Genomic DNA, 16,339 nt, shown 5'->3' on the forward strand with positions numbered 1-16,339 from the left:
TTTAATCAACAAGAGGACGATAGGCGCGGACCACGGGCTTCGCCCTTTCCAGATCGTAGCGCGCCTGAAGTGCCAGCCAGTAGAAGGCGGTGGTGTCGAAGATGAGGGAAAGGCGGAGCGCGGTCTTGGCGGTGATGGGGTGGGTGTCGGCGATGAAGGCTTTGATGTGATCGGAGGGGATGCCGGAGCGGCGGGCCAGTTGGGCGGGGTTGAGGGCGTGCGGGATCAGGTAGGCGTGTAGCAGGATGTCGCCGGGGGCTCGCAGGGGTTGCGAGGGGTCTACTTCCGAGTGCGGGGTGAGCTGGATCAGTTCCATGGTGGTTCTCCCTGTCGGACACGGCCGCGCAGCGGATAAGCGCTTACAGCGCTCCGTGTCAGTGAATGCTTGGCAGCTTCGTCGGTGATTGCCCGGGTGCGGCGCATCGCCATGCTGGCCGATGCGCCGTAACGGCGATCATCGGAGGCGGGTTGTGTTCACTCGAGGCTCGTCGCCGAGCAGGCGGGCGTACTGCTGGAGGCAGTGGATGGCCGTGCCCAGGCTGGCCGTTACGGCCGCGGGAAGCGGCCAAGACAGCGGTCTGCCGGGGAATCCACGCGCCTGCGCAACGCGGCACTGCTCGCTGTCGATACGCAAGCGCGTGAGGGCGAGCACCGCCAGGGCGATGTCACCGCGAGCACTGCGAGTGCCATGACGCAGGGTTTCGGGCCATGCCGCAGCCGTGGATGACGGGCCGCCAAGCCGAGGAGTGAGGGTGTCGTCAGGGGGAACGGACGAGCGAATGCGTCCCGTATGATTGCGGGTAGCCATATCAACTCCGATTAGTTGGTGATGGTTAGCGGGTCGTGGGTGTTACTGCACTCACGGCCCGCGCCTCATGACCTGGTGGTCATGGTCACTCGCGAGGCCGTGCAATACGACAGCGCGAGTGACTGACCGACCCTAACAAGCAGGGTTGGCATCGTCTGTCAGGGTTGAGCGAGATGGACGTCCGCGTGGCCGCAGGCGAACGTGAGGCTTAGGGCTGTCGGTGCCATGCCCACAACCCGTAGGGCATCACTACAAAGTGCCGCGCCCGAGGCGCCCCTTGCACGGCGTCCCTTATAACGAGCTTATAAAATCAAATTAATAATCCTTAGATTTACCTTATAAAATCAATTTCACAAATCTTATGATTATCTTAGCGAAATAAAATACGATTATTTGCCAATTATCGAATAATCATTTTGTTGCCATATTGTCATTTACCGTGACTACGGTGTCGCTCCACGTCGCCTCTCCCCAATATCGACAACGGGCACACCATGACACGGTATATTTCGGCGCCATTCGGGCGCTCCCGCACTACGCTTGCTCTTTGCCTGGCCGCCGCCATCGCTTCCCCTGCATGGGCCAGCGACAACGCCACCGCCGACACCAGTGCCACGCCGCAACAGGCCAAGAGTCTGGATGCAGTACAGGTGACCGGCACCGACACGGTGACTACGATCGCCCCGTCGCAAGCCTCCATGGTGTCCACCGAGCCGCAATCGACCATCGGCCGTGTCTACATCCAGGAGAACGTTCCGCCGACCGGCGACTACACCGACATCGCGCAGATCTCACCGAGCGTGTACACCGTGACGCCGAACGGTTCGGGCCTGATGGAAGCGCCGGTCGTCTCCATCCGCGGCTTCCAGGACGGCCAGTACAACGTGACGTTCGACGGCATTCCGTGGATGGACTCCAACGACTTCACGCACCACTCCACCTCGTACTTCACCAACCAGCAAACCAACTCGGTGACCGTGGATCGCGGTCCGGGCACCGCCGGCACGCTCGGCAACGCCACCTTCGGCGGCACCATTTCGGTGGATTCGCTCAATCCGCAGAAGCAGTTCGGCATCAACCCGTACATCAGCCTGGGCAGCTGGGAAACGGCGATCGAAGGCGCAACGATCAATACGGGCGCATTCACCAGCAGCGGCACCAGCGCGGTGATCAACCTGCAGAACAGCTCGTCGGACGGCTACCTCACCTATGCCGGCCAGCGTCGCCAGACCGTGTTCGCCAAGCTGGTGCAGCCCCTGGGCGAGAACACCACGCTGACCTTTGTCGCCATGGACAACGAGCTGAACCAGTATGTGCCGTTCGGCGCCACCAAGGCGCAGATTGCACAGCACGGCGTCAACTATGGTCTGAACGACGACCCGGCCAGCCAGGCCTACTACCGCTACAACAAGGACGAGATCAACACCAATTTCGGTTACATCGGCCTGCATTCGGCGTTCGACGGCTGGACCATCGACAACAAGGTCTACACGTACGGCTACAACCATTTCGGCTTCAACGGCCTGGATCCGAATGGCGAAACGCCGAACGGTACGTTCTATAGCACCACCGACGTTCCCGGCCAGCACATGCGCAACACGAACCGCTCGTGGGGCGACATCTTCCGCGTTGGCAAGGAACTGGGCCCGGGCGAATTGCGCGCCGGCGTGTGGTACGACCACCAGGACGACATCCGCTGGCTGTATGAGTTCGACGATACGATCAACCAGCTCAATCCGGTGATCGCGCCCGGCGCGTCCTCGCTGGCGCTGGCTTCGGCGGATCGGCGCATGACCGACACGCTGGTGACGATTCAGCCGTTCGTCGAGTACCAGTGGAACATCACCGACAATGCGTATGTCATCGGCGGCGTGAAGTACAACAACTTCGAGCGCGATCTGAACGCAACGGTCAACCAAAAGACGGAAACGCCGCTCGACTATTCCAAGAAGTGGAATGCCACCCTGCCCTCGGCGTCTTTCCACTACAACTTCAGCGCGAACTGGACGGCGTATGCGCAGTGGGCCAAGGGCTACCTGGCGCCCAACCTCAACCTGCTGTACGTGCCCAATCCGGCGGTTTCCGATAGCGCCGTGGCGCCGGAAAAAACCACCAATATCCAGCTCGGCACGACCTGGACCGACGATCGCCTGACGGTGTCGGGCGATGTGTACAAGATCGACTTCAACAACTTCGTCCAGAGCCAGAAGGTCGGCGGCGTCACCGAGTTCTACAACGGTGGCGGCGTGCACTACAAAGGCCTTGAGCTGGAAGGCACCTATATGCTGGGCGCCGGCTTCAGCGTCTACGCCAACGGCTCGCTCAATCGCGCGATCCAGACCACCGACAACCAGTGGAATGCGAACACGCCGCACAAGACCGCCGCACTGGGCTTCATCTACAGCGACGGTCCCTTCTACGCCTCGCTGTTCGACAAGTTCGTCGGCAAGACCTACTACACGGCCAACGCGGAAGACGACACGCCGATCGGCGGCTATGCGATCACCAACTTTGCCGCCAGCTACAAGTTCGATCCCCACATCAGCGATGTGAAGGACATCAAGATCGGCGTGCAGCTCAACAATCTGTTCAACAACACCCACATCAACGCCTTGGCCGGCGTCACGGCAGCGGATAGTACGCCGCTGTACTGGACCATTCCGGCGCGCAACTTCAACTTCACCATTTCGGCTGATCTGTTCTGATGAAACGTATTGCGCTGTTGTCGTTGATGTTGCTGATCGGCCAGCCCGCGCTGGCCGACGGCACCGCGCCGGATCGTGCGTCGATCGAGCTATCGACCCTGCTGCCGCCTCCCCCGGCAGCAGGGTCGGCGGCGGCCACGCAGGATCTGCAGGCCGTGCTCGCCGCACAGCGATCGCGAACGTCCGCCGAACAGTCGGCGGCCAAAGCGGATATGGAACGTTCCGTGTTCCGCTTTGCGGATGCGCTCGATCTATCCATGCGAGCGGCGAGCTTGCCCAAGACGGCCGCATTCTTTGGACGCGTCGCTGACTTCGACAAGGCCGAGGTGAAGGACGCCAAGCTTTATTGGCGGCGGGCCCGTCCTCCGGTGACGTCCGATCAGGTGCATCCGTTGTCCCAGGAAAAGCCGGACGACTGGAGCTATCCGAGCGGACACGCCACCTTCGGCTATACCACGGCCATCTTGCTGGCCAACATGGTGCCGGAAAAGCGCGCGGCGATTTTTGCCCGCGCCGACCTGTACGCGCAGCATCGCGTGGTGATGGGCGTGCATTTCCCGAGCGACGTGGAGGCCGGCCGTCTCGCCGGAACCGTGATCGGTGCGCAGTTGCTGCAGCAGGCCGACTGGCAGGCGGACTACCAGGCGGCGCGCACCGAACTTCGGGCGGCACTGCAATTGCCCGATTCGCTCACGCAAACACCTTGACACCCACCCGAGGCGCGGGGCGTTACCAGCGCTCCGCCCCACGTGTCATCTGGATACCCGCGATAGCGCATCCCCATCGCGCGACCGCCAGATCTAAGGAGCGACTCTTTTTTGCTCACTGCGATCTACGGAAGGGCTTGTAGGCGGCGCGTTATCCGTGGCGACATTCGAGAGCCTATCGGCGCTCCAATTGCCTCCAACGGCCTTGATCAAACGGATGTCCGACTCCAGTTGGCGCCGCGACAGCTCGACGTAGACGCGTCGCTGATCGAGATTCACGCTTTGCGTGGTCACCACTTCAAGGTAGTCGATGGCCCCCGCCTTGTAGCGAGCAAGTGCCAGCTTCTCGGCGAGACCGGCTGCAGCTACCGCACGTTGCTGTGTACCCGCCTCGTCGCCCAGTACCCGTACGGAGGACAAATTGTCCTCGACGTCCTGGAACGCCGAGAGCACCGTCTGCCGATAGTCCGCGGCGGCGCCCTCTTCCCGGGCTTCGGCCTGGTGCAACTCCTGCTTGCGGCGGCCACCGTCGAGCAGCGTGCTCACGAGTGCCGGTCCAATCGCCCAGAACCGGCTGGGCAACGTTGCCAATTGGGTGAACCGCGACGCTTCCACGCCGCCCGATGCCGACAGCAACAAGTCGGGAAAGAACGCGGATGTGGCTTCACCGACATCGGCATTGGCGGCGGCTACCCGTCGCTCGGCAGCGGCGATGTCGGGGCGCCGCTGCAGCAGGGTCGAAGGCAGGCCCGCAGGAACCGCCGGCATGGCGATGGCGGCAGTGGATACGGGAATCGACAGCTCGGCCGGCGCCACGCCCATCAGCATGGCGATGGCATGTTCGTACCGTGCGCGGCTCTCACCGAGATCCACCAGCTGTGCGCTGGCTACCTGCAGCTGCGTTTCCGCCTCGGCAAGGTCCGATTCCGATGCAATACCGCCGTTGAAGCGCACCTGCACGAGATCGTGTGCCTTCGTGTAGTCGGCCACGGTTTGTTGAAGCAGCGCCGTCTCCGCGTCGACGCCACGGAGGTCCACGTAATCGATGGCCAGTTCCGCATGCATCGCCAGCCGGATCGACGCAAGATCCGCTTGATCGGCCTGGTAGCGAGCCGTAGCGGCATCGACCTGGTGACCGATGCGATCGAACAGATCGGGCTCCCACGACACATCCAGTCCAGCGGCATAGTCGGAGACGGTTTTCCCTGCCAATGAACGTCCCACGACATTTTGTGAGGTACGGAAGCGATTGGCGTCGACACCCGCCGTGATGGTCGGGTAATACGCGGCGCGCGCCTCCTTTGCCGCGGCCTTCGCGGCCTGCAGGTTGGCCAAGCCCTTGGCAATGGACTGATTGCCCCCATCGACACGCCCCTCCAGTGCGTTGAGCGTGTCGTCGCCGAACAGCGTCCACCAGTCACCGCGCATCGCCGTATCGCCCGGGTCGGCCGGAACCCAGCCCGGCCCTGCGCGCTGCGTTTCAGTCGCTGCCGTGGCCTTTTCCTTGAATTGATCGGGCACCTGGATGGACGGACGCACATAGGCCGGGCCCGGCGTGCAACCCACCATCAGGGCGGTTCCGACGGCAATGGCGAGCGCGCAAGTGGTGCGAGGAAGAAATGAGTTACGCATGGCTGTGTCCTCTTCGCTCAGGTTGCATCGGCAGGGTGTGCGTTGATGCGCACCGACTGTCCGTCGCTGACTGCGTCGCCCGGATTGACGATCACACGTTCATTGCCGTTCAAGCCCGCGCGAATTTCCACACGCGTTCCGAAGTCCCGGCCCAGCGTCACGGTCACCAATCGCACCAGACCCTTGGCATCGACCGTGGCTACCTGCACGCCCGCCGGTCGAAACAACAGCGTATTGGCCGGCAGCGACAGCATGGCTTTGGCGGACGCGAGCATGAGCGTGACCTGCGCATAGGCACCCGGCGGCACGGCACCATCGGTGTTGTCCATGTCCACTTCCACGCGCAGCGTTCGGCTGACCGGATCGATCGCGCCCGCGGTTCGCGCCACGCTTCCCACGAATGACCGTCCCGGATACTGCGGCAAGGTCAGCGTTGCGCGGGCGCCGATCGCCACATCGGCAGCATTGTCCTGCGGCACGTTGACAAAGACCCGCAGCTTGTCCGTTTCCGCCAGTTTGAAGAGCGCCGCAGGCGTGCCGCCGTTGCCGGCGTCGATCAGCGCACCCACGTCGACATTGCGCATGGTGATAACGCCATCGAAGGGCGCATAGACCTTCTCGAACGACTGCAGCTGCTGCAACCGGTCCACGTTCGCCTGTGCGGCGGCGAGCATGGCCTGCTTGGCCCTCATCGTGCTCACGTTTTCCTGGCTCGACTGCTGGGACACGGCATTGCTCTTGAGCATTTCCTCCCAGCGAGACGCGGTGACCCGGGCGATCTGATAGTTGGCCGACGCGGTCGCCGCATCGGCACGGGCCTGTGCAAGCTGCGCATCGACTTCCGGCGATTCGATCTGGGCCAGCAACTGACCCGTGTGGACATGCGTGCCGATGTCGGTCAGCCAGTGACCGAGATAGCCACTGGTGCGTGCGTAGATGCTGGCCTCCTGGAAGGCCTCCACGTCACCCGGCAACACAAGTGACTGCTGCAACGGCTCGTGGCCGGGGGCGACGACAGCCACGGTAGGCGTGCTGAGCGTGGCTGTCTGGCGCATCACGGCGGCGTGCGCGGATAGTCGCGGCAGGCCACCGACAGCGAGCGCGAGACATACCGCGGCCACCGGTAGCACGACCAGGAGACGCGACCGCGAAGAGGGTTGAAATGGGGTGAGCGCGTTCATGGTGACTCTCCCGTCAGGGCATCGGATTAGGGGAAGGAAGGACTGGCAAGCTGTTCTGGCGACGACCAAGCCATGCGTGCACGGCGGCGAACACCACCGGCACGAACACCAGCGTAGCCACGGTGCCGAACATCAGGCCGCCGATGACCGCACGCCCCAGCGGCGCGTTCTGCTCACCGCCGTCACCGAGGCCAAGCGCCATCGGGAGCATGCCAATGAGCATCGCCAGCGCCGTCATGAGAACCGGCCGGAAGCGCGTGCTGCCTGCATCGAAAGCGGCCTGGAGCGGCGTGGCACCATCGCGGATGCGATCACGCGCAAAGCTGATCACCAGGATGCTGTTGGCCGTCGCGATGCCGATGCACATGATCGCGCCGGTGAGCGCCGGCACGCTGATGGTGGTACGCGTCACGAACAGCATCCAGGCCATGCCGGCCAGTGCACCCGGAAGGCCGCTGATGATGATCAGGGGATCGGTCCACGACTGGAAGTTCACCACCATCAACGCGTACACCAGCAGCACCGCGAACGCGAGCCCAAGCAGCAGCCCCTTGAATGACGATTGCATGGTCTGCACTTCGCCGCGCACGGCGATACTGGAGCCGGCGGGAAGATGTCCCTTCACGCCGGCCACGAGACGATCAATGTCGCCCGCCACGGAACCCAGGTCGCGCCCCTGCACGCCCGCAAAAATGTCGATGACGGGTTGCACGTTGTAGTGCGACACAACAGCGTCCTGCGCGGTGCGGATAAGCGTACTCAAGGACGCGAGAATGGGCGGCGCCGTTTGCGTGTTGGCGTTGCCGGCCGTCAGCGGAATATTGCCCAGGGCCTGCAGCGAATCGATGGTGTACTGCGGCGCTTCCGTCATCAACGGATAACTCACGCCATTCTTCGGATTCAACCAGAAGTTGGGCGACGTCTGCGAGCTTCCGGAAAGGGCGATGAGCAGGTTTTGCGCAATCGTGCGTTGCTGGAAGCCTGCTTCAATCGCCTTGACACGGTCCACATCCACGTTGATCGACGGCGCGTCGTTCGGCTGCTGGATACGCGGGTCCACCAGGCCGTCAACGTGGCGCAACTGGGCCAGCAATTCCTCGGCGACCTTGCGGTTGCCGGCCTTGTCGTTGCCCACCACTTGCACATCGATGGGTGAAGGCAGGCCAAAATCCAGCGTCTGGCTGATGATGTCCGCCGGCAGGAAGGAGAACGTCACCCCGGGGAACTCGTTGTTGAGATGATCGCGCAACGCGCTGACGTATTCCTCGGTGGGACTGTGACCGGCCTTGAGGGAAATCAGGATGTCCGCATCCGCCGAGCCCACGGGCAGCGACGAATCGTAGGTCATGTTGATGCCGCTCACCGGCAAACCGATGTTGTCCAGCACGCTGCCAAGCTCGCGCTGGGGGATGACTACGCGAATGCGTTGCTCCACCAGATCGACCAGGCGAGCGGTCTGTTCGATGCGCGTACCCGTGTGGGCCCGCATGTGCAACCGGATCTCACCGGTATCGGATGTCGGGAAGAAATCGCGCCCAAGGAACGGAATCAGCAACAACGATCCACCGCACACGATGGCGAACGTCACGGCCAGGCGGCCAGGATGGGCAAGCACCGTCCGCAACGCGCCTTCATAACGGGCGTGGAAGCTCTCGAAGCGGCGCTCGAAGCGTTGCTGGAACCTCCCGAGTGCACCCGGCTCCTTCTTTGCGCCCTGGGCAGCACGCTCGTTGCGGAGCATGTACATGGCCAGGGTGGGGATGAGGGCGCGCGAGAAGAAGTACGACGCCAGCATCGCGAACACCACCGCTTCGGCCAGCGGCACGAACAGATAGCGCGCCACACCGGAGAGCAGGAACATGGGCAGGAACACGATGCAGATGGAAAGCGTCGAGACCAGGGTGGGCAAGGCGATCTGCGCCGAGGCGTCGATGATCGCGTCGTGCAGCGACTTGCCCATGTCGCGATGGTGACTGATCGCCTCGATGGCCACGGTGGCATCGTCCACCAGGATGCCCACGGCCAGTGCCAGGCCACCCAGTGTCATGATGTTGATGGTCTGTCCGAGCACGGAGAGCGCAATGAGCGACGTCAGCACGGACAAGGGAATGGTGATGGCAATGATCAGCGTCGAACGCCAGCTGCCAAGGAACAGCAGGATCATGATGGCCGTGAGCCCCGCCGCCACCACGCCTTCGCGAACGACGCCCGCCACGGCCGAACTGACGAAGACCGACTGATCCGACACCGGCTTGATGTCGAGCGCTTTCGGAAGGCCCGCGGCAATCTTCGGCAGCAGACCCTTGACGGCAGCGATGATGTCGAGCGTCGATGCATCGCCCGACTTCTCCACCTGCAGCAAGGCGGACCGGGTGCCATCCACGCGCACGATATTCGTTTGCGGCGCAAAGCCGTCGCGGACCGTCGCCACATCCCGCAGATAGGTGACGCCGCCGTCCGTCGCCTTGACCGGCATGAGGTTCAGCGCGTCGACCGAGGTGGGACTGCCATTGAGGTTCACGTTGTATTCGAACGCGCCGATCTTGGCGGTGCCGCCAGGAAGAATCAGGTTCTGCGCGTTCACCGCGTTGACGACATCCAATGGCGAAAGGCCATGTGCCTGCAAGGCTTTCGGATCGATGTCAACCATGATCTGGCGCACCTTGCCGCCGAACGGCAACGGGATCGCGGCGCCTTGTACGGTGGCCAGCTGGGTGCGGATGAAGTTGTTGCCAAGGTCATACAGCTGCTGTTCCGGCAGCGAATGACTGGACAGCGCCAGCTGCAGGATCGGCACGGTGGAAGCGTTGTACGAGATCACCAGCGGCGGCAGCGTGCCCGACGGAAGTACCCGGAGAATCGACTGCGCATTGGCCGAGGCTTCCGCAATGGCGCGATTGATGTCCGCGCCTTCGTGGAAATACACCTTGATCACGGCCACGCCGTTGACCGTCTGCGACTCCACGTGCTCGATATTGTCCACGTCGGAGGTCAACGCGCGCTCGTAGGGCGTGGTGATGCGGTTGGCCATGTCGTCCGCGGAGAATCCGTTGAACGACCATACGATGCTCAACACGGGAATATTGATGTTGGGAAAGATGTCGGTCGGCGTGCGCAGCACCATGAGCGGACCGATGATGGCCAGCAGCAAGGCCAGGACGATAAAGGTGTATGGTCGCCGCAGCGCCAGTTGGACGATCCACATAACGGGCTCCGTCTTGGACAGTTCAGGTCATGCCAAGGCTAGATTTCCGGTGCTTGCCCACCCCTGACGGCTTCCTGACAAATCTGTAATCACGCTCCCGGGGCACCCCGCGTATGATCGGTTCAGGCACCACGCGAGAGTTCCCATGCGCCTGCTGGTTATCGAAGACGAGAAGAAGGCCGGCGAGTACCTGAAGAAGGGACTCGAGGAATCCGGCTTCACCGTGGATGTGGCGGCCAACGGCATCGACGGCTTGCACCATGCGCTCGAAGAGGCTTATGAGCTGGTCGTACTGGACGTCATGCTTCCCGGCATCGATGGCTGGGAGGTGCTGCGCCGTCTTCGTGCAAAGAAGGACACGCCGGTGCTGTTGCTCACCGCCATCGATGAGTTGGAAGAGCGCGTGCGCGGGCTGGAACTCGGCGGCGACGATTATCTGGTGAAGCCGTTCGCCTTCGTGGAACTGCTGGCGCGCATCCGCACCCTGCTCCGCCGCGGCCCGCCGCGCGACATTGAGCACGTCCATATCGGCGACCTGGAAATCGACGCCGTGCGCCGCCGGGTGCGCCGAAGCGGGCAGCGCATCGACCTGACGCCCAAGGAGTTCGCATTGCTGCAGCTCCTGGCCAGGCGGCGTGGCGAAGTGCTGAGTCGCACGCAGATCGCGTCCTACGTGTGGGACATGAATTTCGACAGCGACACCAACGTGGTCGAGGTCGCCATCCGCCGCTTGCGCGCGAAGATCGATGATGGCCACGACCTCAAACTGATCCATACCGTTCGCGGCATGGGCTACGTGCTCGATGAAGACCGCGAGGCCGGCTGATGCGCAGCCTTTCCCTCAGTACGCGCCTCACCGCCACCTTCACGGTGATCACGGCGCTGTGCTTCATTCTGGTGGGATGGCTTCTGTACCGGGCGGCCGAGCAACGCATCTATGCGCAGGACGAGACGAACCTCGTGCTCTCTGCTCGCCATCTACGGCGGTTTGTCGCCGAGCTGGACTCCATAGCCGACCTGAAGGCCCATCAGGATCGCATGGTGGTCAGCGTCCTGGGCGATCCCAGCAACGCACTGCGCATCGTCGATGACACAGGGCAGATCATTGCCGACCACAACCCGACGGGCTTCCCCGTCGATCTGCAACCCGCGGTGCCCACGGGGCAGCGAATCCTCACCAGCATGCTGCGCACGTGGCGTGACGATCATGGCTTGTCCATACGGGGCGTGGCGGTGACCGGGCAACTGCGCGACGGTACACACGTGACCATTGCCGTGGCACGCTCGCTCGCCGATCGTGAAGCACTGCTGCGGCACTATCGGCGCGACATGGCACTGCGCCTGCTGGCCGGTCTGATCGCGGCGATCGTGCTCAGCCACCTGCTGGTGCGCCGCGCACTGCGACCGTTGCGCTCCATGGCCATCGACGCCGCCACCATCCATGCGCAGAGCCTCCACAAGCGCTTGACGGCAGGCAACGCGCCGGCCGAGTTGCATGCGCTGTCGGGCGCCTTGAATGACATGCTCGATCGCCTCGAGGGCGGCTTCGCTCGCGTCTGGCAATTCACGGTGGATCTCGCCCATGACCTGCGCACGCCCATCGGGAACCTACGCGGCACCAACGAAGTGGCGCTCGCGCATCCGCGCACACCGGCCGAATACCAGGCCCTGCTCGGCTCCAACATCGAAGAGTGCGACCGCGTCAGCCGCACCATCGAAAGCGTGCTGTTCCTGGCCCGCGCGGACAACCCCCAGTTTGCACTTCAGCGCGCGACACTCGACGTCGGCGCGGAACTGGAGCGCATCACCGAGTACTTCGAAGGATTGGCCTCGGAAGCCGGAGTCCATATCAAGGTGCAGGGGCGCGCGACCGTTCATGCGGATCGCGATCTCTTCCGAAGGGCGGTGGGAAATCTTCTGTCCAACGCCCTGCGCTATACCCCGCCCGAGGAGACGATTACGCTGCTTGCGGAGCGATCCGACGGCGCCGTCATGATTGCCGTGGAGAACCCCGGCGAGGGCATTCCGCCCGAGCATCTGGCGCAGCTGTTCGACCGTTTCTACCGGGTGGATCGCTCCCGCAACGACTCGGCGAACTCCACCGGCCTTGGCCTATCCATCGTGAAAAGCATCATGGAACTCCATGGTGGCCGGGTCAGCGTGGACAGCCAGCTGCACGGCATGACCCGCTTCACGCTATGGTTTCCGGCCGACTGAGTAACGAATCCCTCCTACGAGCAAACCAACCCGTTGCACTGCGCCCCGGAAGTAGTCACTTCGGGTCATGCCTGGCATCGAGAGATCACCGGTCAGTCCCCCAGATCACCTGTCCACCACGGATGGTGTCGCGCACGCGAGCGAAGGCGGTGGGATCGTTGGCCGGATCGCCATCGAGGAGCACGAGATCGGCGTCCATGCCCGGAGCGATCCGTCCCTTGTGCGCGGCATAGCCAAAGCGAGACGCTGGCGCGGTGGTCAACGCGGCCAATATCTGGCGCCAATCGAGAGCGCCGGACATGAGGCGGTATTCCTCGGTGGTGTCGTAGGCGTCGGTGTAACCGACGTCGGTGCCGAACAGGATTTCACCGCCAGCTGCGGAGAAATCCTTCACTTCGGAGGTGATCAGTTTGATCGTCTGCGCCAGGATCTCCGGATTCTGGTGGATTTTCTGCGACTCCCACTCGAACAGCGTCATGGTGGGAGTCAGCGCCATGTGGTGCGCGCGTATGCGTGCGATCAGTGCGGGCGTCCAGCCATAAGGATCGTGGCTGCCGTTTTCCGTCGCCGTGGTGTGCGCCAGGATGTCCACGCCGGAGTCGATCGCCACGTTGATGCCGGCATAGTTGGAGGGATGTGCGAAAGCCGGTTTGCCACGCTTATGCGCCTCGGCCACCACGACCTTGGCGATGTCCAGGCGCATGGGCAGCACGCCAATGTCGCCGCCCACGATGGCGCCAGCGAATATCTTCACCGCATCCGTGCCGCGGTCGAGTTGCCGGACCGCGCGGTCGGCGGCCTCTTTCGGCGTCGAGACTTCCTCGTTGGCCCAGCCGTGATCAGCCAGGTATTGCCGCACGTAGATCGGCGTACCGCCTTCGGGAAAGAACGGATCGCCGCATGTAAGAATCATGGGCCCGGCAAGCTCTCCGGATGCGATGCGCTCACGCAATGCCAGCGTGTTGTCGGTAGAGGACCCCAGATCGAAGACGGTGGTGAAGCCCCAGCGCGTCAGCATCGCCTGCAGGCCGCCTTCGAGCGTCGCCGCCTTGGCTGTCTTCGCGCCCATGAGGTCGGACGGCATGATATGGACGTGGCTATTCCAGAAGCCGGCGGTGAGCACCGCGCCATGCGCGTCAATGACGCGAGCACCCTTGGGAACGGAAACCTCTGAACGGGTGCCTACTTTGACGATCTTGCCGTCCTGCACGAGGACGACACCGTCACGTATCTGGGGAGCGTTGGGCGACGGATAGATCTCGGCATTCACGATGGCGAGCGGCTTGGCCATGGCCTGCCCCGATAAAGCGCAGGCGACGGCCAGCACTGCGGCCACGATTTTTGCGATGGCACTCACTGAGTTCTCCTTCAGGAAAAGGATTGAAGACAATGGCGGAGCTGGGCGCGAAACAGCGTCCGGAACTGTTTGTCGCTGGAAAAGCGCTTGGCGCGCTGCATGGAGACCAGTCCCTGCGCCATGCCTGCGAGCGCCAATGCGACATCCACCGCTGGCGTGCCGCCGAGACGTCCGTCCGCTTTGGCCTGGTCGATCCTGACCATGATCATCGCGATGACCGGCGAACGGCCCGCTACGAAGTCATCGGGATAGCGCCGGGCCTCGGGGGCCGGAAGGAAGAAGGCGGCGTCGAACCTGTGTGGTTGGGTGAGCGCGAATTTGAGGAACGCCTCGATCACCGCCTCCAGCCACTCCATCGGATCCTCGGCCCGGATGGCGCGGACGACCTTCTCCCAAGCGGCAAGGCCGTCATCCATCAGCGCGTTCAAGAGGGCGTCCTTGTCGGCGAAGTGCCGATACATCGCCATGGTCGAGACGCCGGCGCGTGCGGCCACTTTGCGCACCGAAAGCCCTTCGATCCCCTCGTGGTCGAGAATGGCCCTGGCGGCGTCGAAGATGCGGTCTTTGCTCATGTGTACAGCGTACGCTCATAAGCGTACGCTGTACACAGCCATTCGGCGACTTTCTTCCGGAGGCGGCCGCCCGTTAGTGCGCCTGTGTCGCCGTTTGCTTGAGCAAGGCATCCACGGCGTTGGCTACCGCCACCGGCTGGTCCAATTGGATATCGTGCGACGCATGGTTTACCAAGACGCGTCGGCCGTGGGTTGTCGTGGCTAGAATCTTCGCCTGGGTGGCGTCTCTCGCTGCTTCCAGCGTCCCGCGAATGTCGCCAGGAGCGTCCGCATAAGTGTCGGAGGCAGTCAGTACGGTCACGGGCAATGCGCCCAAGGTTTCCCTGGGCGATACGGGCTGACCATAGATGACAGCGTTGTCCCGAAGTTCCGATTCCAAGGTGCGCCAGAACACCGGCTTGAATTTATATGCAGCAATGCTTGCATTCACCTTGGCGCTTGCGGCTGGATTGCCGTCGGCCACGCACGCCGCCAATGCGGACGGTGGCGACGCCAGCTGATGTTTTTCGGCACCGGCTTCGCACTGGTGGATAAAGCTAAAGCGTTGCTCGTTCATCTGGGCCTCTTGCTTGGCCCACTCCGGCGCAGCTGACGCTACATCCTGAGCTGGCGGGTCAATCAGGACCAGCCCATTCAAATCGGCTGGATATCGCTGCGCGTACAGTCGAGCGATGTTGCTACCCCTTGAGTGTCCGACCAGCAGCAATGGCGTATGTAATTTTGCGTGTTGGATCAACGCATGCAAGTCCGCAACCTCGGTGGCCAGGTCTCGCGGCAATGGACCGCCGTCGCTAAAGCCATAACCCGCCCGATCGTACGAACACACCTTGGCGGATGCTGCCAGCAGCGGCTGCAACTTGAACCAGGTCGTGGTGTCGGCATGCGAGCCGGCTTCGAGAATCACGGTTTGGGGACCGCTGCCTTCGCAGCGTAGGTTCAAACTTCGGCCCGGCGCGATCGCGACGAGGGTTCCCGCCTTGGCATAGCTGTCCGGAATGCGCTCGGGAACCGCTGCGGGCGCGGCGCTGCCAGCATGTGCGCAGCCCACCAAAGCCATCCACAAGGTTACGTGTCCTGCCTTACGAAACGTTCCGCTCAAGGCTATCCCTCCGATGTGTGGCAACTCACCGAGCCGCCGGCTCAGTGCACATATCGACTCAACCGGCGCTGGAAAGTTCGCTACAGCGGGTACGAAGGCCATCGTGATCCAGGCCTTCCGCCGGCACGCCTCGATCATGCATGTTGATGTTTCGCGGGATCGCTAAGGCAATAGGTACAGCGACTGCGGGGGCAACGTGCGCTTTTCGTCGACCTTTCAAAGAACTGAGAAAAGGCGCCTCCGCCCCTCACTTGGCTCGAAGGTCGGCGCACACTGATCCTATGGGGCCAGCCATCTCCAGGAGTTCAGATATCTTCACTTGAGCTCAAACGACGTGCGAAGCGGCACACTGGCCTTCCGGACATTGTCCTTCAGCAAGACGCGCAACACCCACGTGCCCGAAGAATCGCTGGAATCGCCAGTCCATCCGATAACCGAGGGGGCCAGGAAAGTATGGGTAACGGGTTCGTGGATGGCACCCTTGAAACAGGGTACGTCCAGCTGATGAAACGATGACTTCCCGTCGGGCCGAAGCACATCGATATCGCATGTTATATCTGCGGTGCCGTCCTCCTTTAAGAGGGGGTTGGCAAAGAAGATCAGGAAAAAAACCTGTTGCCCTCTGGGAACAATTTTCGCCACGGAGAAATGGGGAACGGTGTCGGATGGCGTTTGCCATTTGGCCTGCCAATCCGCATCTGGCGTGACCACCAATGAACCGCCGAATCCGTTGACCGACCGCCGGGAGTCAGTGTCACGTGCCGGATGCCCGTGCTCGTCTCTCCACCCGTCCTGGCAAAACGCTGGGAAGCACAGCAAGCTCAGAAGTAGAAAACTCAGTAGCTTTGACATGGAT

The 16,339-nt window shown here is 62.7% G+C and carries 13 protein-coding genes; 4 read left to right on the top strand and 9 right to left on the bottom strand.

Going from position 1 to position 16,339, the window contains the following annotated elements; genetic code table 11:
* Position 1: 1 nt before the first annotated feature.
* On the bottom strand, positions 2 to 316 hold the full coding sequence (locus ACN9MB_RS14440; RefSeq protein ID WP_426269366.1) for a HigA family addiction module antitoxin: 315 nt from the start codon (positions 314 to 316) through the stop codon (positions 2 to 4).
* Between the two features lie 138 nt (positions 317 to 454).
* The gene (locus ACN9MB_RS14445) at positions 455 to 808 is read right to left on the bottom strand and encodes a hypothetical protein (protein ID WP_426269367.1); all 354 of its coding nucleotides are present in this window, start codon (positions 806 to 808) and stop codon (positions 455 to 457) included.
* Positions 809 to 1,302: 494 nt separating this feature from the next.
* On the opposite strand from ACN9MB_RS14445, the gene ACN9MB_RS14450 reads away from it, so the two are divergent.
* Positions 1,303 to 3,513 carry a TonB-dependent receptor gene (locus ACN9MB_RS14450; RefSeq protein WP_426269368.1) on the top strand — a complete coding sequence of 737 codons (2,211 nt, stop codon included), beginning with the start codon at positions 1,303 to 1,305 and terminating at the stop codon, positions 3,511 to 3,513.
* The gene (locus ACN9MB_RS14455; RefSeq protein ID WP_426269369.1) at positions 3,513 to 4,220 is read left to right on the top strand and encodes an acid phosphatase; all 708 of its coding nucleotides are present in this window, start codon (positions 3,513 to 3,515) and stop codon (positions 4,218 to 4,220) included. The genes ACN9MB_RS14450 and ACN9MB_RS14455 overlap by 1 nt, the downstream gene beginning before the upstream one ends.
* 93 nt (positions 4,221 to 4,313) lie before the next feature.
* Here ACN9MB_RS14455 and ACN9MB_RS14460 read toward each other — a convergent pair whose 3' ends face one another.
* From ACN9MB_RS14460 to ACN9MB_RS14470, 3 genes are read right to left on the bottom strand one after another with little or no spacing between them, the layout of a single operon-like run.
* A complete protein-coding gene (locus ACN9MB_RS14460; protein ID WP_426269370.1) occupies positions 4,314 to 5,852 on the bottom strand; it encodes an efflux transporter outer membrane subunit in 1,539 nt (512 codons plus the stop codon).
* Between the two features lie 17 nt (positions 5,853 to 5,869).
* Positions 5,870 to 7,033: an efflux RND transporter periplasmic adaptor subunit gene (locus tag ACN9MB_RS14465; protein WP_426269371.1), complete on the bottom strand. Its 1,164-nt coding sequence runs from the start codon at positions 7,031 to 7,033 to the stop codon at positions 5,870 to 5,872.
* Positions 7,034 to 7,046: 13 nt separating this feature from the next.
* Entirely contained in the window at positions 7,047 to 10,238 is a 3,192-nt protein-coding gene (locus ACN9MB_RS14470) for an efflux RND transporter permease subunit (protein ID WP_426269372.1), read from the bottom strand.
* A gap of 145 nt (positions 10,239 to 10,383) precedes the next feature.
* Here ACN9MB_RS14470 and ACN9MB_RS14475 point away from each other — a divergent pair, with 145 nt between their 5' ends.
* Entirely contained in the window at positions 10,384 to 11,064 is a 681-nt protein-coding gene (locus ACN9MB_RS14475) for a heavy metal response regulator transcription factor (RefSeq protein WP_426269373.1), read from the top strand.
* A 44-nt stretch (positions 11,065 to 11,108) separates the two neighbouring features.
* Positions 11,109 to 12,455 carry a heavy metal sensor histidine kinase gene (locus ACN9MB_RS14480; RefSeq protein WP_426269374.1) on the top strand — a complete coding sequence of 449 codons (1,347 nt, stop codon included), beginning with the start codon at positions 11,109 to 11,111 and terminating at the stop codon, positions 12,453 to 12,455.
* A gap of 85 nt (positions 12,456 to 12,540) precedes the next feature.
* On the opposite strand, the gene ACN9MB_RS14485 is transcribed toward ACN9MB_RS14480, so the two are convergent.
* The 4 genes from ACN9MB_RS14485 to ACN9MB_RS14500 form a co-directional block, all read right to left on the bottom strand.
* Entirely contained in the window at positions 12,541 to 13,812 is a 1,272-nt protein-coding gene (locus ACN9MB_RS14485; protein ID WP_426269375.1) for an amidohydrolase family protein, read from the bottom strand.
* A gap of 11 nt (positions 13,813 to 13,823) precedes the next feature.
* Positions 13,824 to 14,384 carry a TetR/AcrR family transcriptional regulator gene (locus ACN9MB_RS14490; RefSeq protein ID WP_204634420.1) on the bottom strand — a complete coding sequence of 187 codons (561 nt, stop codon included), beginning with the start codon at positions 14,382 to 14,384 and terminating at the stop codon, positions 13,824 to 13,826.
* 73 nt (positions 14,385 to 14,457) lie between these two features.
* Positions 14,458 to 15,441, bottom strand: coding sequence for an alpha/beta fold hydrolase (locus ACN9MB_RS14495; protein WP_426271922.1), 984 nt, complete (start codon positions 15,439 to 15,441; stop codon positions 14,458 to 14,460).
* A gap of 357 nt (positions 15,442 to 15,798) precedes the next feature.
* Complete coding sequence (locus ACN9MB_RS14500; RefSeq protein WP_204634418.1) at positions 15,799 to 16,335, bottom strand: hypothetical protein; 537 nt, start codon at positions 16,333 to 16,335, stop codon at positions 15,799 to 15,801.
* Between the last annotated feature and the right edge of the window lie 4 nt (positions 16,336 to 16,339).

Source organism: Dyella kyungheensis (assembly GCF_049913195.1).
GTDB classification, from domain to species: Bacteria; Pseudomonadota; Gammaproteobacteria; order Xanthomonadales; family Rhodanobacteraceae; genus Dyella; species Dyella kyungheensis.

Bases quoted from the DNA above. Each gene is read 5' to 3' on its own strand.
- ACN9MB_RS14440 (WP_426269366.1), bottom strand. From the start codon at position 316: ATGGAACTGATCCAGCTCACCCCGCACTCGGAAGTAGACCCCTCGCAA.
- ACN9MB_RS14445 (WP_426269367.1), bottom strand. From the start codon at position 808: ATGGCTACCCGCAATCATACGGGACGCATTCGCTCGTCCGTTCCCCCT.
- ACN9MB_RS14450 (WP_426269368.1), top strand. From the start codon at position 1,303: ATGACACGGTATATTTCGGCGCCATTCGGGCGCTCCCGCACTACGCTT.
- ACN9MB_RS14455 (WP_426269369.1), top strand. From the start codon at position 3,513: ATGAAACGTATTGCGCTGTTGTCGTTGATGTTGCTGATCGGCCAGCCC.
- ACN9MB_RS14460 (WP_426269370.1), bottom strand. From the start codon at position 5,852: ATGCGTAACTCATTTCTTCCTCGCACCACTTGCGCGCTCGCCATTGCC.
- ACN9MB_RS14465 (WP_426269371.1), bottom strand. From the start codon at position 7,033: ATGAACGCGCTCACCCCATTTCAACCCTCTTCGCGGTCGCGTCTCCTG.
- ACN9MB_RS14470 (WP_426269372.1), bottom strand. From the start codon at position 10,238: ATGTGGATCGTCCAACTGGCGCTGCGGCGACCATACACCTTTATCGTC.
- ACN9MB_RS14475 (WP_426269373.1), top strand. From the start codon at position 10,384: ATGCGCCTGCTGGTTATCGAAGACGAGAAGAAGGCCGGCGAGTACCTG.
- ACN9MB_RS14490 (WP_204634420.1), bottom strand. From the start codon at position 14,384: ATGAGCAAAGACCGCATCTTCGACGCCGCCAGGGCCATTCTCGACCAC.
- ACN9MB_RS14495 (WP_426271922.1), bottom strand. From the start codon at position 15,441: ATGGCTTTGGTGGGCTGCGCACATGCTGGCAGCGCCGCGCCCGCAGCG.
- ACN9MB_RS14500 (WP_204634418.1), bottom strand. From the start codon at position 16,335: ATGTCAAAGCTACTGAGTTTTCTACTTCTGAGCTTGCTGTGCTTCCCA.